This is a genomic window from Spirosoma profusum (assembly GCF_014699005.1).
GTDB lineage: Bacteria > Bacteroidota > Bacteroidia > Cytophagales > Spirosomataceae > Spirosoma > Spirosoma profusum.
Genome location: NZ_JACWZY010000001.1, coordinates 390,692 through 416,000 on the forward strand (window position 1 = coordinate 390,692; position 25,309 = coordinate 416,000).

20 protein-coding genes are annotated in these 25,309 nt (G+C 47.9%); 7 read left to right on the plus strand and 13 right to left on the minus strand.

Annotation, left to right across the window (positions count from 1 at the left end; translation table 11 throughout):
• Positions 1-58 precede the first annotated feature (58 nt).
• The 3 genes from IC229_RS01295 to IC229_RS01305 form a co-directional block, all read right to left on the minus strand.
• Positions 59-736, minus strand: coding sequence for an ABC transporter ATP-binding protein (locus tag IC229_RS01295; protein WP_190885109.1), 678 nt, complete (start codon positions 734-736; stop codon positions 59-61).
• 133 nt (positions 737-869) lie between these two features.
• On the minus strand, positions 870-2,117 hold the full coding sequence (locus tag IC229_RS01300; protein ID WP_190885110.1) for an efflux RND transporter periplasmic adaptor subunit: 1,248 nt from the start codon (positions 2,115-2,117) through the stop codon (positions 870-872).
• A 248-nt stretch (positions 2,118-2,365) separates the two neighbouring features.
• Positions 2,366-4,057: an ArnT family glycosyltransferase gene (locus tag IC229_RS01305; RefSeq protein WP_190885111.1), complete on the minus strand. Its 1,692-nt coding sequence runs from the start codon at positions 4,055-4,057 to the stop codon at positions 2,366-2,368.
• A 210-nt stretch (positions 4,058-4,267) separates the two neighbouring features.
• On the opposite strand from IC229_RS01305, the gene IC229_RS01310 reads away from it, so the two are divergent.
• A complete protein-coding gene (locus tag IC229_RS01310; RefSeq protein ID WP_190885112.1) occupies positions 4,268-5,653 on the plus strand; it encodes a sigma-54-dependent transcriptional regulator in 1,386 nt (461 codons plus the stop codon).
• A 20-nt stretch (positions 5,654-5,673) separates the two neighbouring features.
• Here IC229_RS01310 and IC229_RS01315 read toward each other — a convergent pair whose 3' ends face one another.
• Both IC229_RS01315 and IC229_RS01320 read right to left on the minus strand, forming a co-directional pair.
• Complete coding sequence (locus IC229_RS01315; RefSeq protein WP_190885113.1) at positions 5,674-6,009, minus strand: hypothetical protein; 336 nt, start codon at positions 6,007-6,009, stop codon at positions 5,674-5,676.
• A 69-nt stretch (positions 6,010-6,078) separates the two neighbouring features.
• Positions 6,079-6,822 carry a lysophospholipid acyltransferase family protein gene (locus tag IC229_RS01320; protein WP_190885317.1) on the minus strand — a complete coding sequence of 248 codons (744 nt, stop codon included), beginning with the start codon at positions 6,820-6,822 and terminating at the stop codon, positions 6,079-6,081.
• Between the two features lie 151 nt (positions 6,823-6,973).
• On the opposite strand from IC229_RS01320, the gene IC229_RS01325 reads away from it, so the two are divergent.
• Positions 6,974-7,951, plus strand: coding sequence for an acyl-ACP desaturase (locus tag IC229_RS01325; protein WP_223833798.1), 978 nt, complete (start codon positions 6,974-6,976; stop codon positions 7,949-7,951).
• Between the two features lie 4 nt (positions 7,952-7,955).
• Positions 7,956-9,311, plus strand: a complete 1,356-nt coding sequence (locus IC229_RS01330; RefSeq protein WP_190885114.1) for a sensor histidine kinase — start codon at positions 7,956-7,958, stop codon at positions 9,309-9,311.
• Between the two features lie 41 nt (positions 9,312-9,352).
• Here IC229_RS01330 and IC229_RS01335 read toward each other — a convergent pair whose 3' ends face one another.
• From IC229_RS01335 to IC229_RS01345, 3 genes are all read right to left on the minus strand, one after another.
• A complete protein-coding gene (locus IC229_RS01335) occupies positions 9,353-9,808 on the minus strand; it encodes a DinB family protein (protein WP_190885115.1) in 456 nt (151 codons plus the stop codon).
• Complete coding sequence (locus IC229_RS01340; RefSeq protein WP_190885116.1) at positions 9,805-12,810, minus strand: glycoside hydrolase family 3 N-terminal domain-containing protein; 3,006 nt, start codon at positions 12,808-12,810, stop codon at positions 9,805-9,807. The genes IC229_RS01335 and IC229_RS01340 overlap by 4 nt, the downstream gene beginning before the upstream one ends.
• An 85-nt stretch (positions 12,811-12,895) precedes the next feature.
• Positions 12,896-13,828 carry an AraC family transcriptional regulator gene (locus IC229_RS01345; RefSeq protein ID WP_190885117.1) on the minus strand — a complete coding sequence of 311 codons (933 nt, stop codon included), beginning with the start codon at positions 13,826-13,828 and terminating at the stop codon, positions 12,896-12,898.
• A 378-nt stretch (positions 13,829-14,206) separates the two neighbouring features.
• On the opposite strand from IC229_RS01345, the gene IC229_RS01350 reads away from it, so the two are divergent.
• On the plus strand, positions 14,207-15,733 hold the full coding sequence (locus IC229_RS01350) for an aldehyde dehydrogenase family protein (protein WP_190885118.1): 1,527 nt from the start codon (positions 14,207-14,209) through the stop codon (positions 15,731-15,733).
• Positions 15,734-15,820: 87 nt separating this feature from the next.
• On the plus strand, positions 15,821-16,207 hold the full coding sequence (locus IC229_RS01355) for a DUF779 domain-containing protein (RefSeq protein WP_190885119.1): 387 nt from the start codon (positions 15,821-15,823) through the stop codon (positions 16,205-16,207).
• Positions 16,208-16,238: 31 nt separating this feature from the next.
• On the opposite strand, the gene IC229_RS01360 is transcribed toward IC229_RS01355, so the two are convergent.
• The 4 genes from IC229_RS01360 to IC229_RS01375 form a co-directional block, all read right to left on the minus strand.
• Positions 16,239-16,979 (minus strand): GLPGLI family protein, encoded by a 741-nt coding sequence (locus IC229_RS01360; RefSeq protein WP_190885120.1) that lies wholly within the window; start codon positions 16,977-16,979, stop codon positions 16,239-16,241.
• Between the two features lie 84 nt (positions 16,980-17,063).
• Positions 17,064-19,922 carry an outer membrane beta-barrel family protein gene (locus IC229_RS01365; RefSeq protein ID WP_190885121.1) on the minus strand — a complete coding sequence of 953 codons (2,859 nt, stop codon included), beginning with the start codon at positions 19,920-19,922 and terminating at the stop codon, positions 17,064-17,066.
• Positions 19,923-20,226: 304 nt separating this feature from the next.
• The gene (gene pabB / locus IC229_RS01370) at positions 20,227-21,540 is read right to left on the minus strand and encodes an aminodeoxychorismate synthase component I (protein ID WP_190885122.1); all 1,314 of its coding nucleotides are present in this window, start codon (positions 21,538-21,540) and stop codon (positions 20,227-20,229) included.
• The gene (locus tag IC229_RS01375) at positions 21,537-22,556 is read right to left on the minus strand and encodes an NYN domain-containing protein (RefSeq protein ID WP_190885123.1); all 1,020 of its coding nucleotides are present in this window, start codon (positions 22,554-22,556) and stop codon (positions 21,537-21,539) included. Before IC229_RS01375 ends, pabB begins: the two co-directional genes overlap by 4 nt.
• 272 nt (positions 22,557-22,828) lie before the next feature.
• On the opposite strand from IC229_RS01375, the gene hisB reads away from it, so the two are divergent.
• The gene (gene hisB / locus IC229_RS01380; RefSeq protein ID WP_190885124.1) at positions 22,829-23,977 is read left to right on the plus strand and encodes a bifunctional histidinol-phosphatase/imidazoleglycerol-phosphate dehydratase HisB; all 1,149 of its coding nucleotides are present in this window, start codon (positions 22,829-22,831) and stop codon (positions 23,975-23,977) included.
• Positions 23,978-24,230: 253 nt separating this feature from the next.
• Entirely contained in the window at positions 24,231-24,797 is a 567-nt protein-coding gene (locus IC229_RS01385) for a 1-acyl-sn-glycerol-3-phosphate acyltransferase (RefSeq protein WP_190885319.1), read from the plus strand.
• A gap of 19 nt (positions 24,798-24,816) precedes the next feature.
• Here the strand turns inward: IC229_RS01385 and IC229_RS01390 are convergent, their stop codons facing one another.
• The gene (locus tag IC229_RS01390; protein ID WP_190885125.1) at positions 24,817-25,269 is read right to left on the minus strand and encodes an SRPBCC family protein; all 453 of its coding nucleotides are present in this window, start codon (positions 25,267-25,269) and stop codon (positions 24,817-24,819) included.
• Positions 25,270-25,309 lie beyond the last annotated feature (40 nt).

The following is a 25,309-nucleotide window of genomic DNA, read 5'->3' on the forward strand; positions in this document are numbered from 1 at the left end:
CTTGATTGATCTTTTCAATCTTGTTGAAATCCCGCCGGGCCGCCGGTGCGGTTCAGAATTAAACGTGGAAATTCTCGGTCACCACTTTACCATCGAACAGGTTGACAATACGGTGGGCGAAACCAGCGTCATATGGGGAGTGCGTTACCATGATGATCGTAGTGCCTTCATCGTTCAGTTCACCAAGCAGCTTCATCACTTCCTCGCCGTTTTTCGAGTCGAGGTTACCCGTCGGTTCATCGGCCAGAATCAGCTTTGGTTTTGCGACTACGGCCCGTGCAATAGCCGTCCGTTGCTGCTGTCCGCCCGATAGTTGCTGCGGGAAGTGATTACGCCGGTGCATGATGCTCATTCGTTCCAATGCTTCTTCTACGCGCTTTTTCCGTTCGTCAGCAGGAGTTTTCAGATACAGCAGTGGTAGCTCTACGTTTTCATAAACGGTCAGTTCGTCAATCAGGTTAAAGCTCTGAAACACGAAGCCGATAGAACCTTTGCGAAGCTGAGCCCGTTGGCGTTCGGTCATTTTGGCTACCTCGGTGCCGTAGAAATTATACTGCCCTTCGCTGGGGTTGTCGAGCAGACCCAGAATATTGAGCAGTGTGGATTTTCCGCAGCCGGATGGTCCCATGATGGCTACGAACTCACCGTCTTTCACATCCATGTTGATGCCATTGAGAGCGGTGGTTTCTACTTCTTCGGTCGCGAAGAGTTTCTGAAGGTCAATTGTTTGAATCATTGTGTAGGGGTTTGTCTGACCGGGATTTAACGGATTTAGGAATTTTCTGGATTTTGCTGAACGCTTCTTTGAAGCGCTTTACCAATAACAAAATCGTGTTAATCCTTAAATCCGTTAAATCCCGGTTCTGATTTTAGAATTCAAGTACTTCGTTATCACCAAAATTTTCGTAAGAACTCGTAATGACTTGTTCACCAGGTTCTAAGCCGGTTAAGACTTCATAAAACTCCGGATTTTTGCGGCCTAACGTAATGGGTCGTTTCACGGCCCGTTTCCCTGATTTATCCACTACGTAAACCCAGTTACCGCCTGTGTCGGAGAAGAAACCGCCAACGGGTAATAAAGTAGCTTTAGCTGCCTTTCCTAACTCTAATTGAATTGGGGTTGACTGTCCTCGTTTAATGCCTTCCGGAGCCGTTTTTAGAAAAATCATATCGACATCAATACGTCCATTACGTGATTCTGGATAAACACGGGAGATTTGGAGTTCATGATTTCCACCATTGTACTCGAATGAACCTTTTAATCCTGTGAAAATCCGGCTATTATAATGTTCATCGATACCGACACGCATTTTGAAACCATTCATGTCATCAATCTGACCGATGTTCTGCCCCCGGTTGATGTTCGAACCTACTTCAACGTCGATACTTGACAATTGACCCGAAACGGGCGCCTTCACCACCAGATTGTCGAGCGTCTGTTGCCAGAGAGCGACATTTTTCTGTGTACGTTGCAAAGTGCCCTCCAATTGTTTAATCTGGAACTTTGCATTTTCTTCCTGGTATTTCTGCGTTTCAATCTCAATGGTACGCTGACTGTTGAGCCGGTCGTAAGCGCGCTTGGCTTTCAGGTAATCTTCTTCCGAGACAACCTTATCCTTGTACAGTTTTTCCTGCCGTTCATAGGTGTCTTTCGCCTGAGAAATTTGGGCATCTACATCCGCCAGTGTTTTACGTAATGTAAATCGTTCGATCTGAATTCGTTGACGGGTGTTTTGCAGGTCGTTAACGAGTCGGTTCGCTTCCGTTTCCGATTGTAGGAAGCTAAGTTTCAGGCTTTGGTTTTCGAGCTTGAGCAGCACTTCGCCTTTCTTCACCATGTTACCGCCCTCTACCAGTTTCTGCGTTACGTATCCGCCTTCAATGGCGTCAAGTCGGATGGTTTTCAGTGGTTGAACGACACCCGTTACGGCAATGAAATCTTCAAAAGGTCCAGTTGTTACGTCGGATACGGTTATTTTATCTTTTTCAACATTCAATTTCGACCGACGGTCGGCAAACAAAAGAGTGTAGGCAAGTAAGCCAATAATGAGCGTACCACCACCAATAATTGCAATACGCTGTGTTGTCCAAAATCGTTTAGGTAAGACGCGATCCATTTGTTAAGAAGCCAATGAGTGAAACCGAGCTGCCGAAGCAGAGCGAACGTGTGAATATACTATTTAAACTGTTAATATTCGCCTTGGACTCTTTGGCATGAATCCTTATGCCAATAGTCATGCCATTTGAGTTGTGGTGCTGATTATCAATAATTTGTCATTGAAGTGATATGTGGCCATGTCCGCTTTCGGACGAGATTTGTCCGCTTTTGGCGTATGATTATAATGCCGTTCACGAGCATCTGAAATTATGGTTTCGAACCGACGCCGATCAATACGTAAGATTGAAGCGTTTGGGGGCGAGTGACCGGATCTAGAAAGGCGTAAGTCAATCGACTGACATGGTAATATGGGAACGTAGCAAGATGCCGCACGGTGAAGCCCCGACTGCTAAGCGAATCAGCCTGCTCGGTAGTCGTGAATACGTTTTGGGGGCCTTTCGAAAGCTGGTAACGTAGCGTTGAATCCGAACGAACGTAGCGCGTGGGTGCTCTGGCGTAAAATTCGTACGACCAGAAACTGCCACCCCCAACGCCCGTACCCGGCATATACAGAAACGTAGGTTTTCTGACCAGATTTGGTTGCTCGTTAACGTATCGGGCGGCATTCATACCGGCCTGGTAATTCAGAAAAGTAGGATACAGAACCAGATTCAGCGAAGCCGCCAGAATCAGCATACTACCCAACATGCGTCCCATCAACGACGCCAGATTATTCTGCCGGAAAATGGTGAACGTAGCAAACGCAATGACGGCAATCCAGCAAACCGTGCTCACTAGTTGATTCGGACGTACCAGTACCAGTAAAGCGATGGTCAACCCGATAATCAGAATGCCAATAACAGTCTGCCCAATCGTCCAGCGACGTAGCACAGTTGGGGTGAGACTCGTTAGAAAGTGCGCCGTCAGAATGGCATAGAACGGGAATACAATATTCAGATAATGAGGCAACTGAAATCCCGATAACGAAAACAAAGCGAACGTAGCAAGACCACTTCCAAGCGATACGTATTCAGGTGCGTTACGTTGTCGTTTAACTAGTGCTACCAGTTGTTTCCCAACTTCTACATATAGGGGCAGCGACCAGGGTAAAAAAGCCCATAGTAAAGTGTGAACGAAGAAAAATTTATCCCCGGAACCTTTAATGGGACCCGTATTAAAAAATCGCCCGAACTGACTGTCCCAGAAGAAAAACTGAATACCTGATACGTTCGTCCTGTCGAAAACAACTTTTTCCGGGTGAATATCAAACTGTTGATATAAACAGTAAATCTCCGGTAGCGTAAACACGAACGACAGGGCAACGGCAACGTACCAGCGCCAGTGTAGTAACTCCCGCCAGTGGCCCGTTAGTAGCCAGTGAACAATCAGACCTGCTCCAATTGGAATAAGCACAAAAACGCCTTTCGTCATCAGGGCGCACCCGGTCAGCAACGAACCGATGAGCAGGTGATAGAACCGACCGCCCAAAAAGACGCGGTAAAAATGATAGACCGGGCCAATGATAAGTGGCATCAGATAAGGTTCAGCCCGCACGTCGCTGTTAGACAATACACCGTGAAAAGCTGTCAGCAGCACCAACGTAGCAACCTGCGCTACCCCTTTCGAATAGGTTAATTTGGCAAACTGATACGTATAGGCAACGCTACCGAGAAAGAACAGTAGCGCTGGAAACTTATAACCAAACGTATTGATACCGAAAAGTTTATAGCTACTGGCAGCTATCCAGAACGGGAAATGGGGCTTGTCGAGCCAATCGGCTCCAACGGCGTATAGATTAACAAAATCACTGGACTGAGCCATGATTTTGGCGATGCAGGCATACAGAGCGCCATCAAGTTCCATAATGGACGGAAATAGGCCGGTTGCATTCAGCAGTACGCCAACCATCACAAGCCCATAAAACAGGCGATTATCAAAGCCAGCGTACGGACTAGTCATTCCCGTCGTTTGTTGCTAAATTAGGGCAATTATTGACAACCGCCCGTGACATGTCGATAACCGTTCGTCTAACTATATAAATGACCATCTACTTCTAATAAACTACCACTTAACACATATTTAACGGCCAAAATACGGAAGAAAACCGTAATTCGTTGTGGAATCAGATGCCCGTGCAACCTATTCTCTTGGTCTGTCATCTTTGGATATATGCAAGACGCTAAACTTCTACTGGTCGACGACGACCCCGATGTACTACTGGCGGCCCGACTGCTACTGAAACGCCACGTAGCTGCTGTTGACATCGAGAAGAATCCAGAAAAGCTCCCATTTCTGCTCAATAACAACCAGTACGATGCTATTGTGCTGGATATGAATTTTCAGCGCGATGTGAGCAGCGGGCGGGAGGGATTTGCCTGGCTCGACCGAATTCTGGACATCGCTCCCGACTCAAAAGTTATTCTGTTCACGGCCTATGGCGACGTAGAGATGGCGGTTCGGGCTATCAAAGCGGGTGCCGTCGATTTTGTGCTGAAACCCTGGCAAAACGATAAATTTCTGGAAACCATTCGGAAAGCTGTTGAGGCCAAAAAAGAAGCCAGCGAGGAGGCCGGATTTGCCAATGGAAAAAAGAATGGCAAGGATTCTGGTGATAAAAAAGCGTCGAAGCAGACCAATATCATCGGCTCAGCCATGCGCCCCATCCTCGATACGGTTGAGCAAGTGGCTCCCACCGACGCTAACGTATTGATCCTGGGCGAAAACGGTACGGGTAAAGACCTGATTGCCCGCGCTATTCACGAGCACTCGGACCGGCGCGACAAGCCATTTGTGAGCGTCGACGTGGGCGCACTGACCGAAAGTTTGTTTGAAAGCGAGCTGTTTGGACATGTAAAAGGCGCCTTCACAGATGCCCGCGACGACCGCGCCGGACGTTTTGAGGAGGCTAACGGCGGAACCATTTTTCTGGATGAAATCGGCAACCTGACACCATCGCAGCAGGCGCGTTTGCTCACGGTGCTTCAGCAACGGCAGGTAACACGCGTCGGCTCTAACAAAGCACGACTAATTGATGTCCGGCTCATCTGCGCCACCAACGCTGATCTTAATGAACGAGTAGCGGAACGGGCTTTCCGGCAGGATTTGCTATACCGCATCAATACGATCGAACTGCACCTGCCAGCGCTCCGGGAACGACCGGGCGATGTTGGTCAATTAGCCGAGTTTTTCCTGAAAAAGTACGCAAAGCAATACAATCGCTCGGTATCGGGTCTGAGCCCGGCACTGCTCGCCGAAATGAAACAGTATCAATGGCCGGGTAACGTTCGGGAGTTACAGCACGCTGTTGAACGGGCAGTTATTCTGGCCCGCCCTGAGCTTACGACCGGAACTTTGCTTGAACCGATAAATTTTGTATTCAAAAACGGAGCGACGGTAGCTACACCGGTCAGTGATACACTTCAATTGGAAGACATGGAACGCCAACTCATCAAGCAGGCGATGCAAAAGTACCGGGGCAGTATTACCGACGTAGCACGTGAGCTGGGTCTGTCACGTCAAGCATTGTACCGTCGATTGGAGAAATTCGGGATGTAACTGACTGACGTAAAACCTTCTTATTTCAGCCGATCCAGTAAGAGTGTTAGAATTTGTTGCTGGGTTTGTTCAAACTGCACAAATTTTTGATTCATTTCCTGACGTAGCGTCTCTATTTGCATTTGCTGTTGATCAAATCGTTGGTCAATTTGCTCGAATCGCTGATCAACTTTTTCAAATCGACGATGCATTTCTATCGTCAGGCTGGCAACTCCTCGGGCAGCGAGATGGGCATTCGAGTCAGCACGAAGAGCGATTTCGAGAATCCGCCCGTTCGACTCGATTAAACGATCTGTTTTCTGTACTACGTCAGCCAGAATGAGCTCAATTTGGTCAAGGCGCTTATTGAGGGTCAAGCAAAAACTAATTTCGGACAAAAATACAGACAACTTTTTGTGATATACAAAAAAGCGTAATTTGTTGAGTTAGCTATGCCCTAACTCCCTGGCAATGGCGTCCTGCGCCTGTTTAACTACCTCGTCGGGTGTTTGGCCAGTGGGTTCAATGCCGGGCAACGTAGCCCATGACATACGAGTAAAAGAAGTCAGTGGAAAAAGGCCAGTTGGGTTAAAACGACCGGTTCCCCGAACCGCAATGGGCACGACAAGGGCATTAGGTGCCCGCTTTAGCAACGTAGCGACGCCACCGACCACGAAGGGTTTCATACGCCCGTCAGGATCTCGCGAGCGAGTACCTTCTGGAAAAATAACTGCGGATCGATTCGTATCCTTGATGAGTTTCCCCAGACGGGCAATTTCCATAATGGCCTGTTTCGGGTCTTTCCGGTCAATGAGGGCGGCTCCGCTTTTTCGCAAGTTGTAGGATACGCCGGGAATGCCTTTCGCCAGTTCGATTTTTGAGACGAAAATGGGGCCGTGCCGCCGTAAGAACCAGATGATGGGCGAAATATCGAACATACTCTGGTGATTGGCCACGAAAATGATAGGACGATCAGTGGGAAGGTTAGGCGGGATATGGAAGCGGATGCTGCTTCCGGTCAGATACCAGCCGTAGGAGATGAATGCGTTCATCCAGTCGACCGTATTTTTATGCGCCTGTTTTCCAAATACGTTGAACGTAACGACTTGTAGTACGTGGAAAATAACCAAAACTAATCCAAAATAGAGTAGATAGACGCAACTCAATAGATAATCCAGCACTTTTTTCATTACAAAATCAGCAAGCAATTTCTGGTCAAAATTAACAACCCGTTTCATCATGTTACAGAGAAAAATGCATCACGACATAAATCATCAGCGATTTTAACGGAACTTTGTCCCTTATTTGGATTAATTATTCATTTTCTACGTTGTTTTAAGTATGAGCTTAACAGGTGCACGTATTGAGGTTATGCAGTTCGTCGGTGAAAAAGTCGATAACTCCATTGATGAATTTCTCAAACCGATTGAGACGTACTGGCAACCGTCTGACCTGCTGCCTGATACCACAAAAGAATCATTTCTGGATGAGGTAAAGCTGCTTCGGGAAAGCACCCGCGAACTATCGTACGATTACATTGCTGTATTAGTGGGGGATACCATTACGGAAGAAGCTTTACCCACCTACGAATCGTGGCTGATGGACATGGAAGGCATCGACCAGAATAACCCACACAGTTGGACGCGCTGGATACGTAGCTGGACCGCCGAAGAAAACCGCCACGGCGACCTGCTTAATAAATTCCTCTATCTGTCGGGCCGGGTGAACATGCGGGCGATGGAAGTATCGACCCAATATCTGATTGCCGATGGGTTCGATATTGGCACGGGCCGCGATCCTTACCGCAATTTCGTTTACACATCGTTTCAGGAACTGGCCACCAACCTCTCACACCGACGTACTGCTACGTTGGCTAAACAGGCAGGATGTACACAGTTGTCGAAAATCTGCGGAGTTATCGCTTCGGATGAAATGCGTCACGCAAAAGCTTATAAATCATTTGTTGATCAAATTTTTGAAGTAGATCCGTCGGAGATGATGCTGGCTTTCGAGGATATGATGCGTAAGAAAATTGTGATGCCCGCCCATTTTCTGCGCGAAACGGGTGTAAAACTGGGCGAAACATTTAGCCATTTCTCCGATGCTGCTCAGCGGCTGGGCGTTTATACAACTCAGGATTACATCGACATCGCCGATTCATTATTAACTGACTGGAAAATAGCCTCGGTAACGGGCCTGAATGACGCTGGTCAGCGCGCCCGCGATTACCTGATGGCATTGCCGGTTCGTCTGCGTCGCGTGGCCGAACGTACTAAAATTCCGGCGCTTGAATACCCCTTTAGCTGGATAGCCGCCTAAGCGTATGAACCGTTTCGCTATCGGTATAGGCTGGCGTATTGCAGGTGTCATCGTGTTGTCCGGCGCTATTACGTATGGGTACGTTCGGGAAACGAATGGCCTCGTGATGTTTCCGCTGTTTATTCTGGAAATTGTTCTGACCGCCAATCTGTATCAATACGTAACGAGTCTGAACCGAAAGCTAACCCGCTTTCTAGAATCGGTACGTTATTCCGACTTTGCAGTAGCTTTCCGGGCCGATAGTAATCTGGGCCCTACGTTCTATGAACTCAACGACCAGTTCAACGAGGTGCTCGATGCTTTTCGGCAGGCGCGGGCCGAAAAGGAAGCCAATCTTCACTACGTTAATACGATTATTCAGCATGTTAATGTAGGTCTGCTTACGTTCGATGCGGCTGGGCAGGTGGAACTGGTCAATCAGACAGCTCTCCGCTTGTTGGGCATTTATCGGTTACGCACCCTTGCTGATTTAAAAAGTACCCATGCTGAACTCGCTACGTTGTTGAAAGCTGCCGCAGCATCACCCACGCCGATGTCGTATCAAACTGGGGCCGATGGTGAACTGTCGATACGTTGCACCGCCGTTCGGTTGCGGGGAAGGCTCGTAACGGTTGTGTCGATGCAGAATATACGTAGTGAACTTCAGCAGCGTGAACTCGATGCCTGGCAGAACCTGACGAAAGTACTACGTCATGAGATCATGAATTCGATTACTCCAATTGTGTCACTGGCGGGTACCATGCGGGATATCGTTGAGACGGATTTAGTACCCTTTACCTCGGATGAAGCAGAACATTCAATCCCGAGGTATGTAAGTGAGTCTGTGAATGATTTGCGCGATGCCCTGTCGACCATTGAACAGCGTGGAACAGGGGTGATGCAGTTTGTGGATGCATACCGAAATTTTACGACCATTCCGCAGCCAATTTTTGCAGATGTAGCCCTTGAACCACTGCTACGTAACGTAGTTCAACTGGCCGAAACCAACGCCCGTAAACCGACGATCACCTGCGAAGTTTCATCGCCCAATCTGGCCATTCGGGCAGATGCCGCGCAGATTGAGATGGTTCTAATCAACCTGATTAAGAATGCAGTAGAAAGTCTGGACAGGGGGCAAACGCCAAGTATCGACATTCTTGCTGAAGCGGCTGGCCCGCGTGTGATCATCCATGTAAAAGACAACGGCCCCGGCATAGAACCTGAAGCACTAGAGCAGATTTTCATTCCCTTTTACACTACTAAAAAAACAGGCTCTGGTATTGGGTTGAGTTTATCGCGGCAAATTATGCAGTTGCACAATGGACAGCTTACAGCTGAGTCGACACCAGGCCAGGGCAGTACGTTCAGTCTGGTTTTCTAAAATAGTTTGTCTTTGATAGTCAGGTATTGTTATAACTCCATCTAACTTTCCCGCATCCAGAAAATATAATCGGTTACCGGCGCCGTTTCGACCATTGGACGTATCAGTTGCACGACCTGTCCACGGTGGTAAGCCGCATGATGGCTTGTATGAGTCAAAATGTCAAACACCGTATTCTCAAAGGGTTCACCTCTGGACGTATTATAGGCAATCAATTTTGAAAAGTCCGTTTCGGAAAGAGACGTTACGTAACTTACCAACTGCCGATGCTGCCGTTCGGCGATTTCACCCATCCAACTTACCGGAGTATCCTCCCAGATAGCCACGAACGCCGGATCGTTGGTAATACGTCCAAGCCAGACATGCTGCGCCGACAAAATATGCCCCATTACCGCAATGGCTCGAGCAGGCGGGTTCTTGATCGTTTCGAGTGCGCCGATAACGCGCTGGTTGGCCCAGAGTTCGTAGTTCAGCAATTGAATCAGATGGTCTCTCATTGAATGCCGCGCTTTGTTGCCCGATAAAGTGCTTCTACGATATTGGTTCGGGTATTTAACGTAATGACTTTATTGTTGTTACGTGTTGGATAAACCCGGTTCGATAGAAAAACGTAGGTGATGTTATAGGCCGGATCCGGTTCAACCCAAACGAACGTACCAGTGAAACCAGAGTGCCCATAGCTGGCTTTCGTGGCCGACCGTGGACCATTGCCTGAATACGTGAACGACGGTTTGTCGAAACCTAATCCCCGTCGGTTGCCAAGTTCAGGGAATTGATAACGGGTAAATTCGGCAATGGTTTTCTGGGAAATGAATCGCTGTCCGCCGTAGCTACCCTGCTGCCGATACATCTCATACAACTTCATCAAATCATTAGCGGTGCCAAACAGACCCGCATGACCCGATAAACCGTCGAGCATAGCCGCACCTTCGTCGTGTACGCGCCCCCAGATGAGCGTTTTACGGAATAGAGAGTCGTACTCTGTTGGAACAATTTGACTTAACGAATAGAACCGGCGGGGTTGGAACGTAAGCGTCGAAGCACCCAACGGGCGGTAAAAACTGCTTTTAACGTATTCTTCGAAATCAGTGCCCGTGATACGTTTCACAATCTGCGGATACAGGATGAACGACAGGTCGGAATAAACGTACTCTTTCTTTGGATTGAGTGGAGAATCTCTGATTTGCTCGAAAATGGTTTTTGGATACCGCCGGAATTCGTACAGACTGTCGGTCACTTCAATCGGGTATCGACCGCTACGTTCTTTTTGAAACGTTTTGGATTTCCACGTACCATCCGGGTTTTTGGTGTCCATCCAGAACGGAATCCAGGCTTTTAGTCGGGCCTGATGCGTCAATACGTCCCGCCAGACCAGATCCGCTTTGTTTGATTTTTTAAAGCTGGGCAGGTAATCGGCCATTTTTCCGTTCAGATTGAACTTGCCCTCATCGACCAGTTTCATCAGCGAAGGCGTCGACGTACTGACTTTAGTGACCGATGCCATATCAAATAAATCGTCGAGTTGGGTGGGCTTAGGTTCAGCACCGAGTGAGGCATCGTAGGTATGGTTCCCGTACGCTTTGCGGAAAATAACTTTGCCATCTTTGGCCATCTGCACTACGCAGCCTGGAAATGCATGTTCGGTAAGACCGACGTTCACCAGCGAATCGACCTGCTGGGCCAGGTAACGGCTGTCAATGCCAACTTCTTCGGGAATGGTGTATTTGAGCCGCCCAATCGACTGAACAGGCAGGCCATCTCCCGCCCGGAATCGTTGATTGACTGTTACGGGCAATTTCCCCGACGCGCCAATCGCGCCAAAAATCAACTGCGCCGATAACTCTTCGGTATAATTGGTTAGTTGATAGGGCATTACGATAGCTCGCGCGTCTTCGATATTTCGACTGATTTTGACCGTATCCATCGGAAAAGTCAGCTTATCCAGTACGTAGGCGTTGCCGAATACCGTTACGACCGCTTTCCCGGTAGACACCATTTCACTAACCAGAGCTGCTGTTTTAGCCTGCATCCCATATTTAGCGGCCGGGCGGATGTTATTCAAATGAACATCAACCAGAATCAGGTTGTAGTTTTTGAGCGAATCACGTACCGCTGCCAACGTTGAATCTGGTGTGCGCGATGTTACGTTGAAATGATCGACTTGCGTGTAGTTGCCAGCCATTTGCTGAAACGCGGTGATCTTATCACTTTCGATGGCTACCGAAGCAATACGTAACGTATCGAGTCGCTGCAAAGGCAGGATATTTTTATCGTTTTTCAAAACGGTCAGGCTGGATTCGGTGAGTTTCCGATTCAGCAAATCGTCTTGCACGGAGTTAAGATCGTTGACCAGATTTTCCATCACAATTGGCTTGTACTGATCGAGACCTGCCCATGCTTTGGCACGTAGCACTTTCAGGCAACGAGCATCTAACGATGCCTGCGTGATACGTCCATCGGCTACGGATTGTTTGATTTGGGCCAGTGCAGCCGGTACGTCCTCCGTAAATTCCAGTACGTCCATGCCCGCTTCAATACCCAGTTTGTCAGCCTGCCCCGATGGGAAATATTTGGTTACACCTTTCATGTTCATGGCGTCGGAAAACACCAATCCCTGAAAGCCCAACTCGTTTTTGAGCAGATTTGTAACGATAGCCGGTGAGAGGGTAGACGGGCGATTTCGGGTTGTATCCAGCGATGGAATGCTCAGGTGTGCGACCATAACGCCCGACGCTCCTGCGCTGATTAATTGCCGAAACGGATAAAGCTCCAGCGAATCGAGTTGCGCCCGGCTTTTGGCAATCAAAGGCAAATCATAGTGCGAATCGGTACCTGTATCGCCGTGTCCAGGGAAGTGCTTAAGGCTGGTTAACAGGCGGTTATCCTGCATTCCCCGCATATACGCGAGGGCTTTTCGTGCCACGTCGTATTTGTTCTCGCCGAACGAGCGGAAGTTGATGACCGGATTATTCGGGTTGTTATTGACATCGACTGTCGGGGCAAAATTGATTTGCATTCCCAACCGGCGCGCCTGTCGAGCCAGATTTGCGCCCATTCGGTAAATTAAGCTGTCGTTCCCCTGAATGGCTCCCAGCGTCATCTGATACGGATACCGTACCGTACTATCCAGCCGCATAGCTATTCCCCATTCGGCATCCATAGCAATGAGCAGCGGTACGTTTGATATCGCCTGTAATCGATTCGTGAGCAATGCCTGACGTACCGGTCCGCCCTGAAACATAACCACCCCACCCAGTTTATAGGTTTGCACCAGACGTATCAACGAATCTTCGTAAGTAGGTTTGCGGTTGGAGTAACCAGCGACCATAATTAACTGGGCAATCCGGTCGTCAGGATTCATATTAGTGAACACCGAATCGGCCCAACACGCCTGACGCTCATTGAGTTGTAGAAATGAAGGTGATTTAGTTTGCGCGAATGAAGTGAACGACAACAGCAGGCAGCAGAAGCCGAAGAAAATGGACCGGCAATAGGGCATAAGTAGGCAGAATTGAATATTGGTCTCCCAAAAATACAAAACTATTCTACAGCACCCATGAAAAAGCCAATCTGGCGCTACTACGTTACGACGTACCGAGTTGTTTCCGATACTGCGCGGGCGACTGACCCATTTCCCGCCGGAAGAGTTTCATGAAATACGTAAGGTTGTTGAAACCGCATTGCGTGCTGATGTCGTCCAGGCAGCGGTTGGTGGTACGTAGCAGTTTCGATGCTTGGGTGATACGTTGTTGATTGATATAATCGACAGGTGTCAGGCCGAAAGTTTGCTTAAACGTGCGGTAAAAATTGGGCTCACTCATACACGCCTGGTCGGCCAGTTCCTTGATTTGCAAATTCCGGTGCAGGAATTTGTTGATGTACTGTGCTATGTGTGCCAGCCGGTTAACGCTAACCAGCGACGTAGCTGGACTAAGTAATAGCGCCCGCGCCTGCGTCTGCATGAGTCTGACAACCAGTTCCTGCAATACCAGATTAGCGAATACGTCTTTGGCCTTATTATTCTCCGTGAAAATATAAATCAGGCGGGCGATGAGCTGGTGAATGGGGCCATCATTGGTCAGAAAGAAGTTTTGCTGACCAAATTGCCATCCCTGAGGAGTATCTACCAACGGTGTTTGATCGTTGAGCAGGTCGGTAACCTGCCGTACTTTATCGGGAGCAATCGCCAGGGCCAGGCATTGGGTCGGATTCTGCAATTGCGCTTCCGGGAAATCAATTCGCATGGTCTCATCACCCGGAACGATGACCGACTCTCCGGGTAGAAAATCAAACGATGGCGTATTGGGCAAATGCATCACCTTCTTACCACGTATCATGCTGGCCAATACTGGACTACCAAACGTAAGTTCAACCTTCTCCGCTACGTGTTGCGTTTCGTAAATATTCAGTTCAGCCGTGTCGATAGTGTAGGCTGTCCGGTTTTCTACCTCCTGTTCCAGCCGTCGCGACTGCAAATGACGAGAAACATCGAAGGAGGGCATTTGTCCGCTTTTCATAGGGTATCTGTGAAGGAATTGCCTGATAAATAAGCATTTGGCTAGCTAAATGTACGTATTTATTGGTAATTAAAAATTGATATAATACAATTAATAACCTCTTTCAGAACAAATCGTTTGATTTGTTACATGCCCGTTTCTGGTTAAAAAAACGTAAAATCTGGTAAATATTCACTCTGGAATACATAGGGGCCGGTTAAACCTAATTAGTACGTGCATTCTTAAACAAATTCGTTGCCCAAATTACTCTGGCGATTAAATGATTCAGTCAATTTTGATAGAATCGTTCAGTCGAATGATACGATCGCTGAACTTTCCATTGACTAATTCCAGCAAACTTTGTGACAAATCCAATTTTAACTTTTTTCTGCATTAGTTATGGAAGTCCTGGAAGCCCCCAGTAAAATTCTGCCCCGGCCAGAGTTTAAAACGCAGTACGAAAACTACATTGGTGGTAAGTGGGTTGCGCCGGTTGGTGGCGAATATTTCAACAATACGTCGCCGGTCGATGACAGCCTGATTGCTCGTGTACCCCGTTCGAAAGCTGCCGATATAGAATTAGCAATCGATGCGGCTCACAAGGCATTTACGGGTTGGTCGCGTACGTCGGCTACCGAACGTAGCAACATGCTCATCCGTATTGCCGACCGTATCGAACAGAATTTAGAATTCTTAGCGCGTGTCGAAACGGTTGAAAATGGCAAGGCTGTTCGTGAAACGATGGCCGCCGATTTGCCGCTGGTGGTCGATCACTTCCGGTATTTTGCGGGCGTTATCCGGGCCGAAGAAGGTTCAATCGCCGAACTGGATACTGATACAGTTTCCATGATTATCAAAGAGCCAATTGGTGTTGTCGGACAGATTATTCCCTGGAATTTCCCACTGCTGATGGCGACCTGGAAACTGGCCCCGGCCTTGGCGGCTGGTTGCTGCGTAGTCATGAAACCCGCCGAACAAACGCCAACCTCAATTCTGGTACTGATGGAAATTCTGGAAGGCTTGATTCCACCGGGCGTAGTGAACATTGTGAACGGGTTTGGCCCCGAAGCTGGTAAACCACTGGCGCAGTCGAAGCGGATTGCGAAAGTTGCCTTTACGGGCGAAACCACTACGGGGCGACTTATTATGCAGTATGCGTCGGAAAACCTGATTCCCGTTACGATGGAGTTAGGCGGCAAATCGCCCAATATTTTTCTGGAATCGATTGCGGATGCCGACGATGAGTTTTTCGACAAATGCGTAGAAGGCGCCGTGATGTTTGCCCTGAACCAAGGTGAAATCTGCACTTGTCCCTCGCGCTTGCTGATTCACGAACGCGCTTACGACCGGTTTATTGAGCGCGTTATCGAACGTACTAAAGCCATCAAAATGGGGCATCCGCTCGACCCGGATACCATGATGGGAGCGCAGGCTAGCAACGACCAGTACGAGAAAATCCTGTCATACATCGACATTGGTAAACAGGAAGGTGCTGAAGTGCTCACGGGTGGCGGACCCGCCGGACTGGTTGGCGATGGCCTTGACTCCGGCTATTACATCCAGCCGACCATTTTCAAAGGCAATAATAAAATGCGGGTTTTTCAGGAGGAAATCTTCGGGCCGGTGGTGTCGGTTGCTACGTTCAAAGATCAGAATGAAGCGATTTCAATGGCAAACGATACGTTGTATGGCCTCGGCGCTGGCGTCTGGACGCGCGATGCACATGAGTTATACCAGGTTCCGCGTCAGATTCAGGCGGGCCGAGTTTGGGTCAACTGCTACCACAACTATCCGGCGCATGCACCGTTTGGTGGCTATAAAAAATCAGGTTTCGGCCGGGAGAATCACCACATGATGCTCAATCACTATCGACAGAGCAAAAACCTGCTGATTTCGTACAGCAAAACCAAATTAGGTTTCTTTTAACAAGTAGACAGCGAAGGTGAGGGGAGGAGGTAACCGTAAAATGTTGCTTTCCTCCCTTATTTGCTTTTATTCATTAACCCACTGATTATGATAACTGAAACCATTTCTCGAGTCGACGTAACGCCTGCCGCCCTGGAGGTTATTGAGAAACTTCGTGCCGAGAACGGACCGCTGATGTTTCATCAGAGTGGCGGTTGCTGCGACGGGTCGTCGCCCATGTGTTACGCGCAGGGCGACTTTATCATTGGCTCGTCGGATGTGTGGCTGGGGCAGATTGACAGCTGTGATTTCTGGATGTCGGGAGATCAGTTCGAGTACTGGAAGCACACGCATTTAACTATAGACGTAACACCCGGACGCGGGGCCAGTTTTTCGCTTGAAATTCCACTTGGTGTGCGTTTCCTGATACGTTCTCGCTTATTCACCGAAGATGAATTTGCTCATCTGACGCCGATACGTATTGGTAATGAATAGTAGCGCGGCCGGTCGGCCGCGCTATAACTTATTAATAACGTAGTGCCCAATATGGGTTGCGGTGAGCGGTCATACTTTCTGCAATGTGCTGTTTAATGAGCGTATCGTAGGCCGCATCATTGATTTTCTTGCCCTTCATTTTAGGGAGTTTAAGCTCTTCAGGTGTCACTTTTTTGAGTGTTACCTTGGTCGCTTCGATCACTACGTCGTCGTTGAGACTAAGTTCCAGAATTGCACCGGGTAAGCCATTATAGCGCTCCGGCCCCGCTGATACTGGAATATCCTGCGCAAACCAGGCCGTAATTTTTTGTTTTTTGATCGGATCTTCGGTTTCGGCCTTCATGCACACATAACCAGCAATGTCTTTAATCTGATTGCCGATTTTCCAGGTTGGAGTACGTAGCGAGTCCTCAACAATGTAGGTTTTCCCCAACATTTCTATCAGGTCGATTTTTTGATCTTTTGCAAAATTTCGATAAAGTACCAGTTCGGAATTGCGCCAGGAATACCGACCGTCTTCGGTTTCTCCCTGCCCAGCGTAGGTGTATAGGCTCTCATTTTCTGTAAAGGTTAACGTCATCTTTTCTTTGGACTCATCATCGTTCTTCCAGGTCTGGGCGGCCCGATCTTTTTGTTCCTGGCTCAGATAAGTCAATCGGGTAATGAGTTTAGTCCAATACGTTTTGCGCTCGTACGTAATGACGCCCTCGGTGTTTTGCGCCCACGAGGCAGTACTTAACAGAAGAAATAATCCAATCAAGTAAGGTTTCATGTGTTTTTGTTTCAGGGTTTCATTAAACATCTTTTTGTCATTCCCGCGAAGGAAGAATGACAAAAAGGCTAAACAAGGTTGCAATTAATATCCTCCATCCCGGCGCATTTTGGCCTGCACCCCGCGCATATTGTACGTGAAACTAAGCATAAAATACCGAGCCAGCGTCTGTATGCGCTCTTCCTGCACATAGTTCTGTCCGGCATACTGCGATACGTTCAGGTTGCGATTCAGCATATCGACGCCCGATAGTCGAATTTCGGCTTTTTTCGCTTTGCCCACAATCCGATACACGGAAGCGTTCCAGATCGGAATGCGCTGGTCGAAACCGAAGCGATCGTTCTGGTAAACGCGATAGTTCATTGTCGTATTGGCGTAGATACCGCCCGGCAGTTTGAGTGTTAAATCGCCATTGTACGTATTGTTCACAATAGACTGATTTTGACCTGAGTTGATCGAATAACGCGTGTTCGTCCGGCCAATGCTGGCGTTTCCATAAAAAGTAAGCCAGTCGGTAGGAGTCAGTTCGAGACGCGCACCAAGTGTGTAATTCTCATTATTGGTTTCGTTCCTGATACCGTTGATATTGGTCGGGTTATTCCCAAAATTCAACTGCGTATTCAGGTTCAGGGTCGCCTTTGTTTTCTTCAGCGGAAACCCAAAACTCATATACGAACCGAGGTTTTTGCCACCCTGTAAATTCTCCGGTCTAGTAGTAGTGATTAACGTCTGTGGGTCAACAGACTGGCTATAAACAATCTGGTTGACGTAGTACGTTCCGTAGAGATTTACGAACAGATTCGTGAAACTAGCTGGGTTAAAATAACTAAAACCGGCGTTCATGTTGTGCCCGAGTTGCGGCAATAAAGTCGGATTCCCTTCATTGATAAACAGCGGGTTAGTGTTATTGATAATCGGCTGTATATCGCGCGAAGACGGAATCCGTACGTTCACGTCGTAACCGCCATAGAGATAGCGGTTATTTTTCATGTCGTAATTAAGTGATACGTTCGGTATCAGCGTTGTAAACGTCCGGTTGATGGTATTGAACGTGCGCGAAGTTTGATCCGAAGCGTACTGACCATCGAGCGTAAACTGCTGACCAGCAGCACCCGCCGACAAATTCAGTCCCTTGTAGGAATAGCGGATGCTGCTACCCAGCCGGTTGAACGTGTAATTGTTTTTGTAATAGCGACTCAGCGAGTCGTTACGTGTACCCCCACCGACTTCACCCACGTTCAATACGTTCCGATCGACTTCGTCGTAACGGAGGCTAAAATTGTAGAAGCTTTCCCAGAAGAATTTCTTCGCAAACGGTTCGATGTACAGCAAACTAGCCCGGTATTCGTTACGTAGGCTGTTGGTATTCTGGTCCTGACGAATGATACGAAGCTGGTCGTTGATATTGGTGGCCTGAAAGAATTCGTTACGTGCCCGAAGTGCCAAATCCCCATCGTTGGTATTGATCTGATATGTAGCGCTGGCGGCAAACGAGCGACCTTTCTTCTTGAATTTCAGCCGATAAATAAGCGAGTTAGCCGAGCCGAACTGGTTCGTATTGCTGAGGTTGTTGGTGGTGTTACGTGTCGAAAGCGTTTCCGTAAGCGAGGCAATTCTGAGGAGATCCTGCCGGGTGCCAACGTTGGAATTGCCACTACCAAGCCGGCTGTTGTTCAGGAAAACCAACGTATTGAGCGAGTCGAGCTGCTTCTCAAACCGAATACTGACGCGGTGGTTTCCGTTAAAATTTATCTGGTTGCTATTTTCTTCCGTGCGGAACGAGCCTGACTCCAGGAAGTTTTTCCGGTTACGGAGCGAGTTAAGTTCGAGCCGGGTCTGGTTGTAGTAGTAGCTGGTGCTGAGTTTGGTTTTCTTGGTGTCGTAGTTGTAGTTAGCCCCACCCGCAGCGTTGTTCGAGAAACCCCGGCCACTACCGCCATTTACTGGAATTCCCAAGGTTTCTTCATCATCACCGAACGAAATAAAACGGTTCCCGCTGCTAAAACCGAAATCGGCATTATCGTTCCAGTTGAAGGAGTTACTACCTCTAAAGTCCTGATAATCATTCCAGGAAATGCCCTGCTGATTCGTGTTATTTCCTAATCCGACAAGGGAAAACTGTTGTTTCGAGTTGAATTTGTTGTAGTTCCCCTTGATTTCGGCGCGTGGGGCTATGTCGTTGGAAGCAGGTCCAACACCAGCGGTTATTTTCCCGAAACCACCTTTTTTAAATTCTTCTTTTAACTCCAGGTTAACCGTTTTCTCTTTCTTACCATCTTCAACGCCTGTGAGTTTTGCCTGCTCCGTTTTGTCATTGTAAACCTGAACTTTCGTAATTGCATCGGCCTGTAAATTTTTGGTTGCCAGCTTCGGATCGTTGCCAAAAAAACTCTTACCATCGACCGTCACTTTTTTCACTTCCTGGCCCTGTGCCCGAATATTCCCATCCTGATCAACCTGAACACCGGGTAGTTTACGTAGCAAATCTTCAACTGTTGAGCCCGGCGGTACTTTAAACGAAGCCGCATTGTACTCAATGGTATCGCCTTTGATCGTGAGCGGTGCCCGTGCCGTTTTTACGACCACTTCAAACAGTTCTTTGGTAATGGGCTTCATTTTCAAATCACCCAGATCGATAACGGAGTTGCTTTCCGTTTTAACCATCTGATTAAAAGGGATATAGCCGACGAAAGAAATTTTCAACAGATAGGTCCCCGGTCGGAGATTTTTAAACGTGAAAGCCCCTTTGTCAGTAGCACGGGTGAAATTTACCATGGACGAATCTTTCGGACTCAAGAGCATGACCGTTGAGGACGGGAGTGGTGCCGCCGACGTATCGACAGCGCGACCCTGAAGCGTAAAACGTGTAGGACTGCCCGGGTTTTGGGCATAGAGCGAGGTCGATAGCAGACACAGCAAGGTCAGCAGGAAGAGGTTCTTCATGGGAAGCGTTTAAGAAAAAAGAGCGATCGTACAAAGCTATATGAACAGCACACAAACTATATATCTCGTTAACGATTTTTAACTAAATTTATAGTAGCTAATTTCGTAAACGGTCTATTGCCTTCACAATGAGCCATTTTTACAGACAGATGTTGCATGACTCATATTATAAGAGAAGAAAATTATGAGAATTCCACAAAGTGGAGTGGAGAATTTTTAGTCATCAGTCGATAGTCATTAGTAGTCAGTCGTTAGCTGTCGCTCAAATGTCTTTTACTAATGACTATCGGCTGATGACTAAAAGCTATCGACTACCCTCCAACACTTCCCGAATCGCTTTGGCTTTCAATAGGCATTCTTCCCATTCCTGAACAGGGTCGGAGTCGTAGGTGATGGCACTGCCGACGGAGAAAGATAGGTACTGATTCTGTGCGTTATAGAGTAATGTCCGGATAACCACGCTAAAATCGAAATCACCAGCGGGCGTTACGTAACCAATGGCTCCTGAGTAAACACCCCGTCGACTAACTTCCAGTTCATCAATCAGTTGCATAGACCGGATTTTGGGAGCGCCGGTCATGCTTCCCATCGGGAACGCGTTACGTAGCGCATCCATCCAGAAAACGCCGGGACGTAACGTAGCAGAAACCGTCGAGATCATTTGATACACCTGCCGGAACCCGTAAATCCCGAACAGTTCATCGACCTGAACCGAGCCGGTTTGAGCCGAGCGGGCCAAATCGTTACGTACCAGATCAACAATCATCAGATTTTCAGCCCGTTCCTTTTCAGATTGAAGAAGCTGGCTACGTAGCAGAAGGTCTTCTTCGGGCGTTTGCCCACGCCGGATGGTACCTTTAATGGGCTGAGAGAGGATAGTTTGGCCTTCTTTTTTCAGGAACCGCTCGGGTGAGGCACCCATAACGTAGTGATTATCGATCTTCAGGAAGTTTGAAAAAGGCATCGGCGAACGTTCGTTGAGCGCCTGATACGTTGCCAATGGATTGAACGGACGAGTATCACTACGTTCCTTCTGGGCAAAAAACTCAATGCAATAATTCAATTCATACACATCGCCCGCCCGGATGTGCTGCTGAATCCGCCGAACGGTAGCCTGGTATTCGTCGGGCGTTACGCGGCACTGGACGTAGCAAGGCTCAGCAGATGGTGACTCCGCTGCTACGTGGGTTTCAATGTGATGCAGCAGTTCGGTTGGATCGCCATGGCTCTGAATGAGAATACTACGTTCCTCAAAGTCAATAATCCATTCTGGTTCAGCGAAATAGATATCCGGGAAACCTGTTCGGTTGGGGTTGCGGCTGCTGAGCGGTTCCAACTGATTTTTTAGATCGTAACTCAGAAAGCCAACCAGATAGGAGGGACGTTCGGCGTGGGCCTGATATAACTCAGTTAGCGAATCCGAGCCGGTAAACGAAACAACCCGTTTCGCACCGATAAATAATCGATTGGGAAACGGGTCATTTGGATAAGGAAGCTCATTGTTGTTTAGCAACGCCACAAAACTGGTGCCCTGTGGTTGATACGTCATAGCCCAGTCGACTGCCTGCCAGCGCCAGGCCAGCGGATTTTCGACAGGAACGCGGACGCTACGTATCATGCGCCGTGCAACAGCCGCACATCGATGGCAATATCCTTGCCTTCGGCATTCTGACCGATGGAAAACTCAACGTTATCGTCGACCTGTAATTCGTTGAAGTCCGTATCAATGAGGCTTGTATAATGAAAAAACAGGTTATTCGGGGGATAATTCACGAAGCCATAACCGGTTTTCAAGCTACGTATCGTACTGATTTTGCGCCCTTCGGCCCCTTCTACGTCGGCGACGTTGTAATTAGGCTCATCGGAAGAATACTCGTCATACGTATCGCTAAAACCATTCACGTAAGTTCCACCGTTACCATTACCGTTTCCATAGCTGCTGCCATTAGTGGCTGAAGCTGAGAATGTGCGGGTTGGTTGGGGTTTTACAAACAGATTTTGAATAATCACGTCGTTACGTCGGCTTCGGTCATCGATAATGCCATGCATACCAACGGGGTAGGAAACTTCTTCGAGCAAATCCTGCGAGGTACGGGTCACCTGTTTTTCGCCCTGCTCATTCAGGAATTCAAAATCCCAGCTCAGCACCATAATGCGTGAACCTAACGTATTGAGTTTGCGAATCAACGGTACGTAGTCGCCATCGGACGTAATGAGTACCACTACGTCGAATTTTTTATACTGTGCCAGTTCGAAGGCTTCCAGTGCCAGCCAAACGTCGATACCTTTTTCCTGCCGGTATCCCTGATACGTTTTAACGGGTAAATAGTGTGTAACTACGCCTTCCGACATCAGAATATCGTCGAAAAGGCGGTCGTAAAATAGTTGATTACCACGTTGATTAGCTTCGTGTGCATTCAGACGACCCCGAAAATAATGGGCATCGACAATCTGACATAACCGTTCGTTAACGCCTTCTTCGTCGGCTACCTGACGCCGGATAAAAGCATGTAAACCCGAAATACTGATGCGGCTGCGTCGTTCGTGGGAATAATTGTAGTAGTTACTTACGTGTAGAAAATAATTACCGTCATAGAAAACCCCAATACGGGTTAGTCTGGATTCTGCTGGCATGTTTTACTTAATATAAGAAAGTGTATGAGAATGTGTTCGCAATTTCCTGTATTATGGATTAGGTTGATAGAGGCTGAATTACTTTTTAAGAAAATCAGTGTACAAGTTTTTGGGGCTACGTATAAAAATTACTACAATAGTTACAAGGAAGGTATAAGGCAATCGGTACGGATGCGTATATAGAACGGTATGAATAGCTAGTATGCAAACATAGTACATTTTCGCGGGAAACACATGGGAATACTATCTTTGTCGGCTCATTACCCACTATTATGCAAAAAATTCTGTTTATCGACCGCGACGGCACCCTCATCGTTGAACCCCAGCCCGACCAGCAGGTCGATTCGTTAGCTAAACTCGATTATATCCCTAACGTCATTTCGGCATTACGTAAAATTGCCGAGGAAACCGACTTCGGTCTGGCGATGGTGACGAATCAGGACGGGTTAGGAACAGCTTCATTTCCGGAAGATACGTTCTGGCCCGCCCACAATAAGATGATGAATACCTTCGCTGGCGAAAACATTCATTTCGAAGCGGTACACATCGACCGACATTTCCCGCGTGACAACGCCCCTACGCGTAAACCGGGTATCGGTATGCTGACGGAGTATTTCAATGGAAACTACGATCTAGTTAACAGCTACGTTATCGGCGACCGCCTGACCGACGTACAATTAGCGATAAACCTCGGCGCAAAAGCAATTCTTTTCCTACCGCCCAATGGCCTGGCAACCGTGCAAACAGCCGATATCGGCGGCATGACCGACGAGCTACGTAACGCCATCGCGTTTACGACTGACAACTGGAACAAGATTTACGAATTTCTGCGCCTTCCCGCCCGAACGGCCACGGTAGAACGTAACACCAAAGAAACCCAGATTAAAGTCGAGCTAAATCTTGACGGACAAGGGAAAGCCGATATACATACAGGGCTCGGTTTCTTCGACCATATGCTCGATCAGCTTGCCAAACATTCGGGAGCCGATTTGTCGATTCGGGTCAACGGTGATCTGCATATTGACGAGCACCACACGATTGAGGACACGGCGCTTGCTCTCGGCGAAGCGTACCGACGCGCCCTTGGCGATAAGCGCGGCATCAGTCGGTACGGGTTTTTACTACCGATGGATGAAGCGCTGGCGCAGGTCGGTATTGATTTTTCAGGACGCCCCTGGCTAGTTTGGGATGCCGAATTCAAGCGTGAGAAAATCGGCGATATGCCGACCGAAATGTTTTTACATTTCTTCAAATCGTTTTCCGATACAGCACTCTGTAACCTGAATATCAAGGTTGAAGGTGAAAATGAGCATCATAAAATCGAAGCCATTTTCAAGGCATTTGCTAAATCCATTAAAATGGCCGTTCACCGTAACATAAAAGAACTCGATAATTTGCCGAGTACGAAAGGAGTGTTATAGTCTGGACCCGACAGCCAGAGCCTATCAAATCCTTACTACTATCAACTTTTTCTCCTTACTTTTGCCTCTGAATTCAACTGAATACTGACATGGATTTATCGACTCCGTTAACCATTCTCTTCTACGTTGTGCTACTGACCGCTTCGTTTATTACGGGCCGTTGGCTGGAGCGCAACGATCGGAAGTACTAATTCAGTGCTACGTGTCCGGGAACATAATTGCTCGGATACGTAGCACCAACGACCGAACGCGTATGCTCAGCGCCATTCTCCGCTGGTTATTTCACATTGCCGGGTGGCGATTGGTCAATCCCGTTCCCCAGGTTCCCAAAGCGATTTGGGTGGTAGCTCCACACTCAACCAACTGGGATTTCCTGATTGGGCTTGGGACCCGGGCGGCTACAAGAGTCTGGATTCAATACCTTGCCAAAAGCTCGTTATTTACGTGGTATGCAGGCTGGTTTTTCCGGGCTACAGGTGGTAAACCCGTCTACCGCGATAAGTCGCATAATCTGGTTGATACCACCGTAAATATCTTCAACCAGAATGAACGTCTCCACATCTGCATCGCGCCCGAAGGAACACGTAGCAACGTGGCCAAACTCAAAACGGGTTTTTATTACATCGCCCTTAAAGCCAACGTACCGCTAATCCTGACTGGCTTCGACTGGCCCCGCAAACAGGTTATTTTCAGCGAACCGCTATACGTAACGGGTGATTATCAGCGAGATATGCTGGTTATTTATCAATTCTTCTCGCAGATACACGGAATCAAGAAAGACTGGCTCAAACGCTGGGAAGAAACCGGCGTGATTGATTGATTCCGATACGTTGCGTTGACTATGCCGCGTCTGATACGTTAATCGCTTCTACACTTGCTTGTAGCAGTGTCATTGTCGTTTTCCAATAAAATTCCAGGTGTTTACGTATGGTTTCTGTCGGAAAACCTTCGATGTGAAGTGTCAACAGGGTTTGCTCATCAATTGGGGTTAAACTAAATTCAAAAATGGAGTAATTTTCTGGCTTATCCGGTAGCCGGGACACCGAACTCAATTGGGTATAACGTAAGGTTTTCTCGTTGTCGTTTTGAAGTACAACACCCTTATTTTCAAAGGCCACATGGTGAAAACCGCGAATGATAACTGGCGTATTGACTTGCCAGTTAGACAATACGTTAATGTTCATTTCTGGCTCGCCCATCCATTGCGTCATCCGTTCAGGATTTGTTAGCGCAGCCCATACTTCTGCCGGACTTGCATTTATTTGAATTGCCGTTGAAAATGTATCAGGCATAGAGTGAGTATCTAAAAATGTCGGATGAATATTTTGTCAT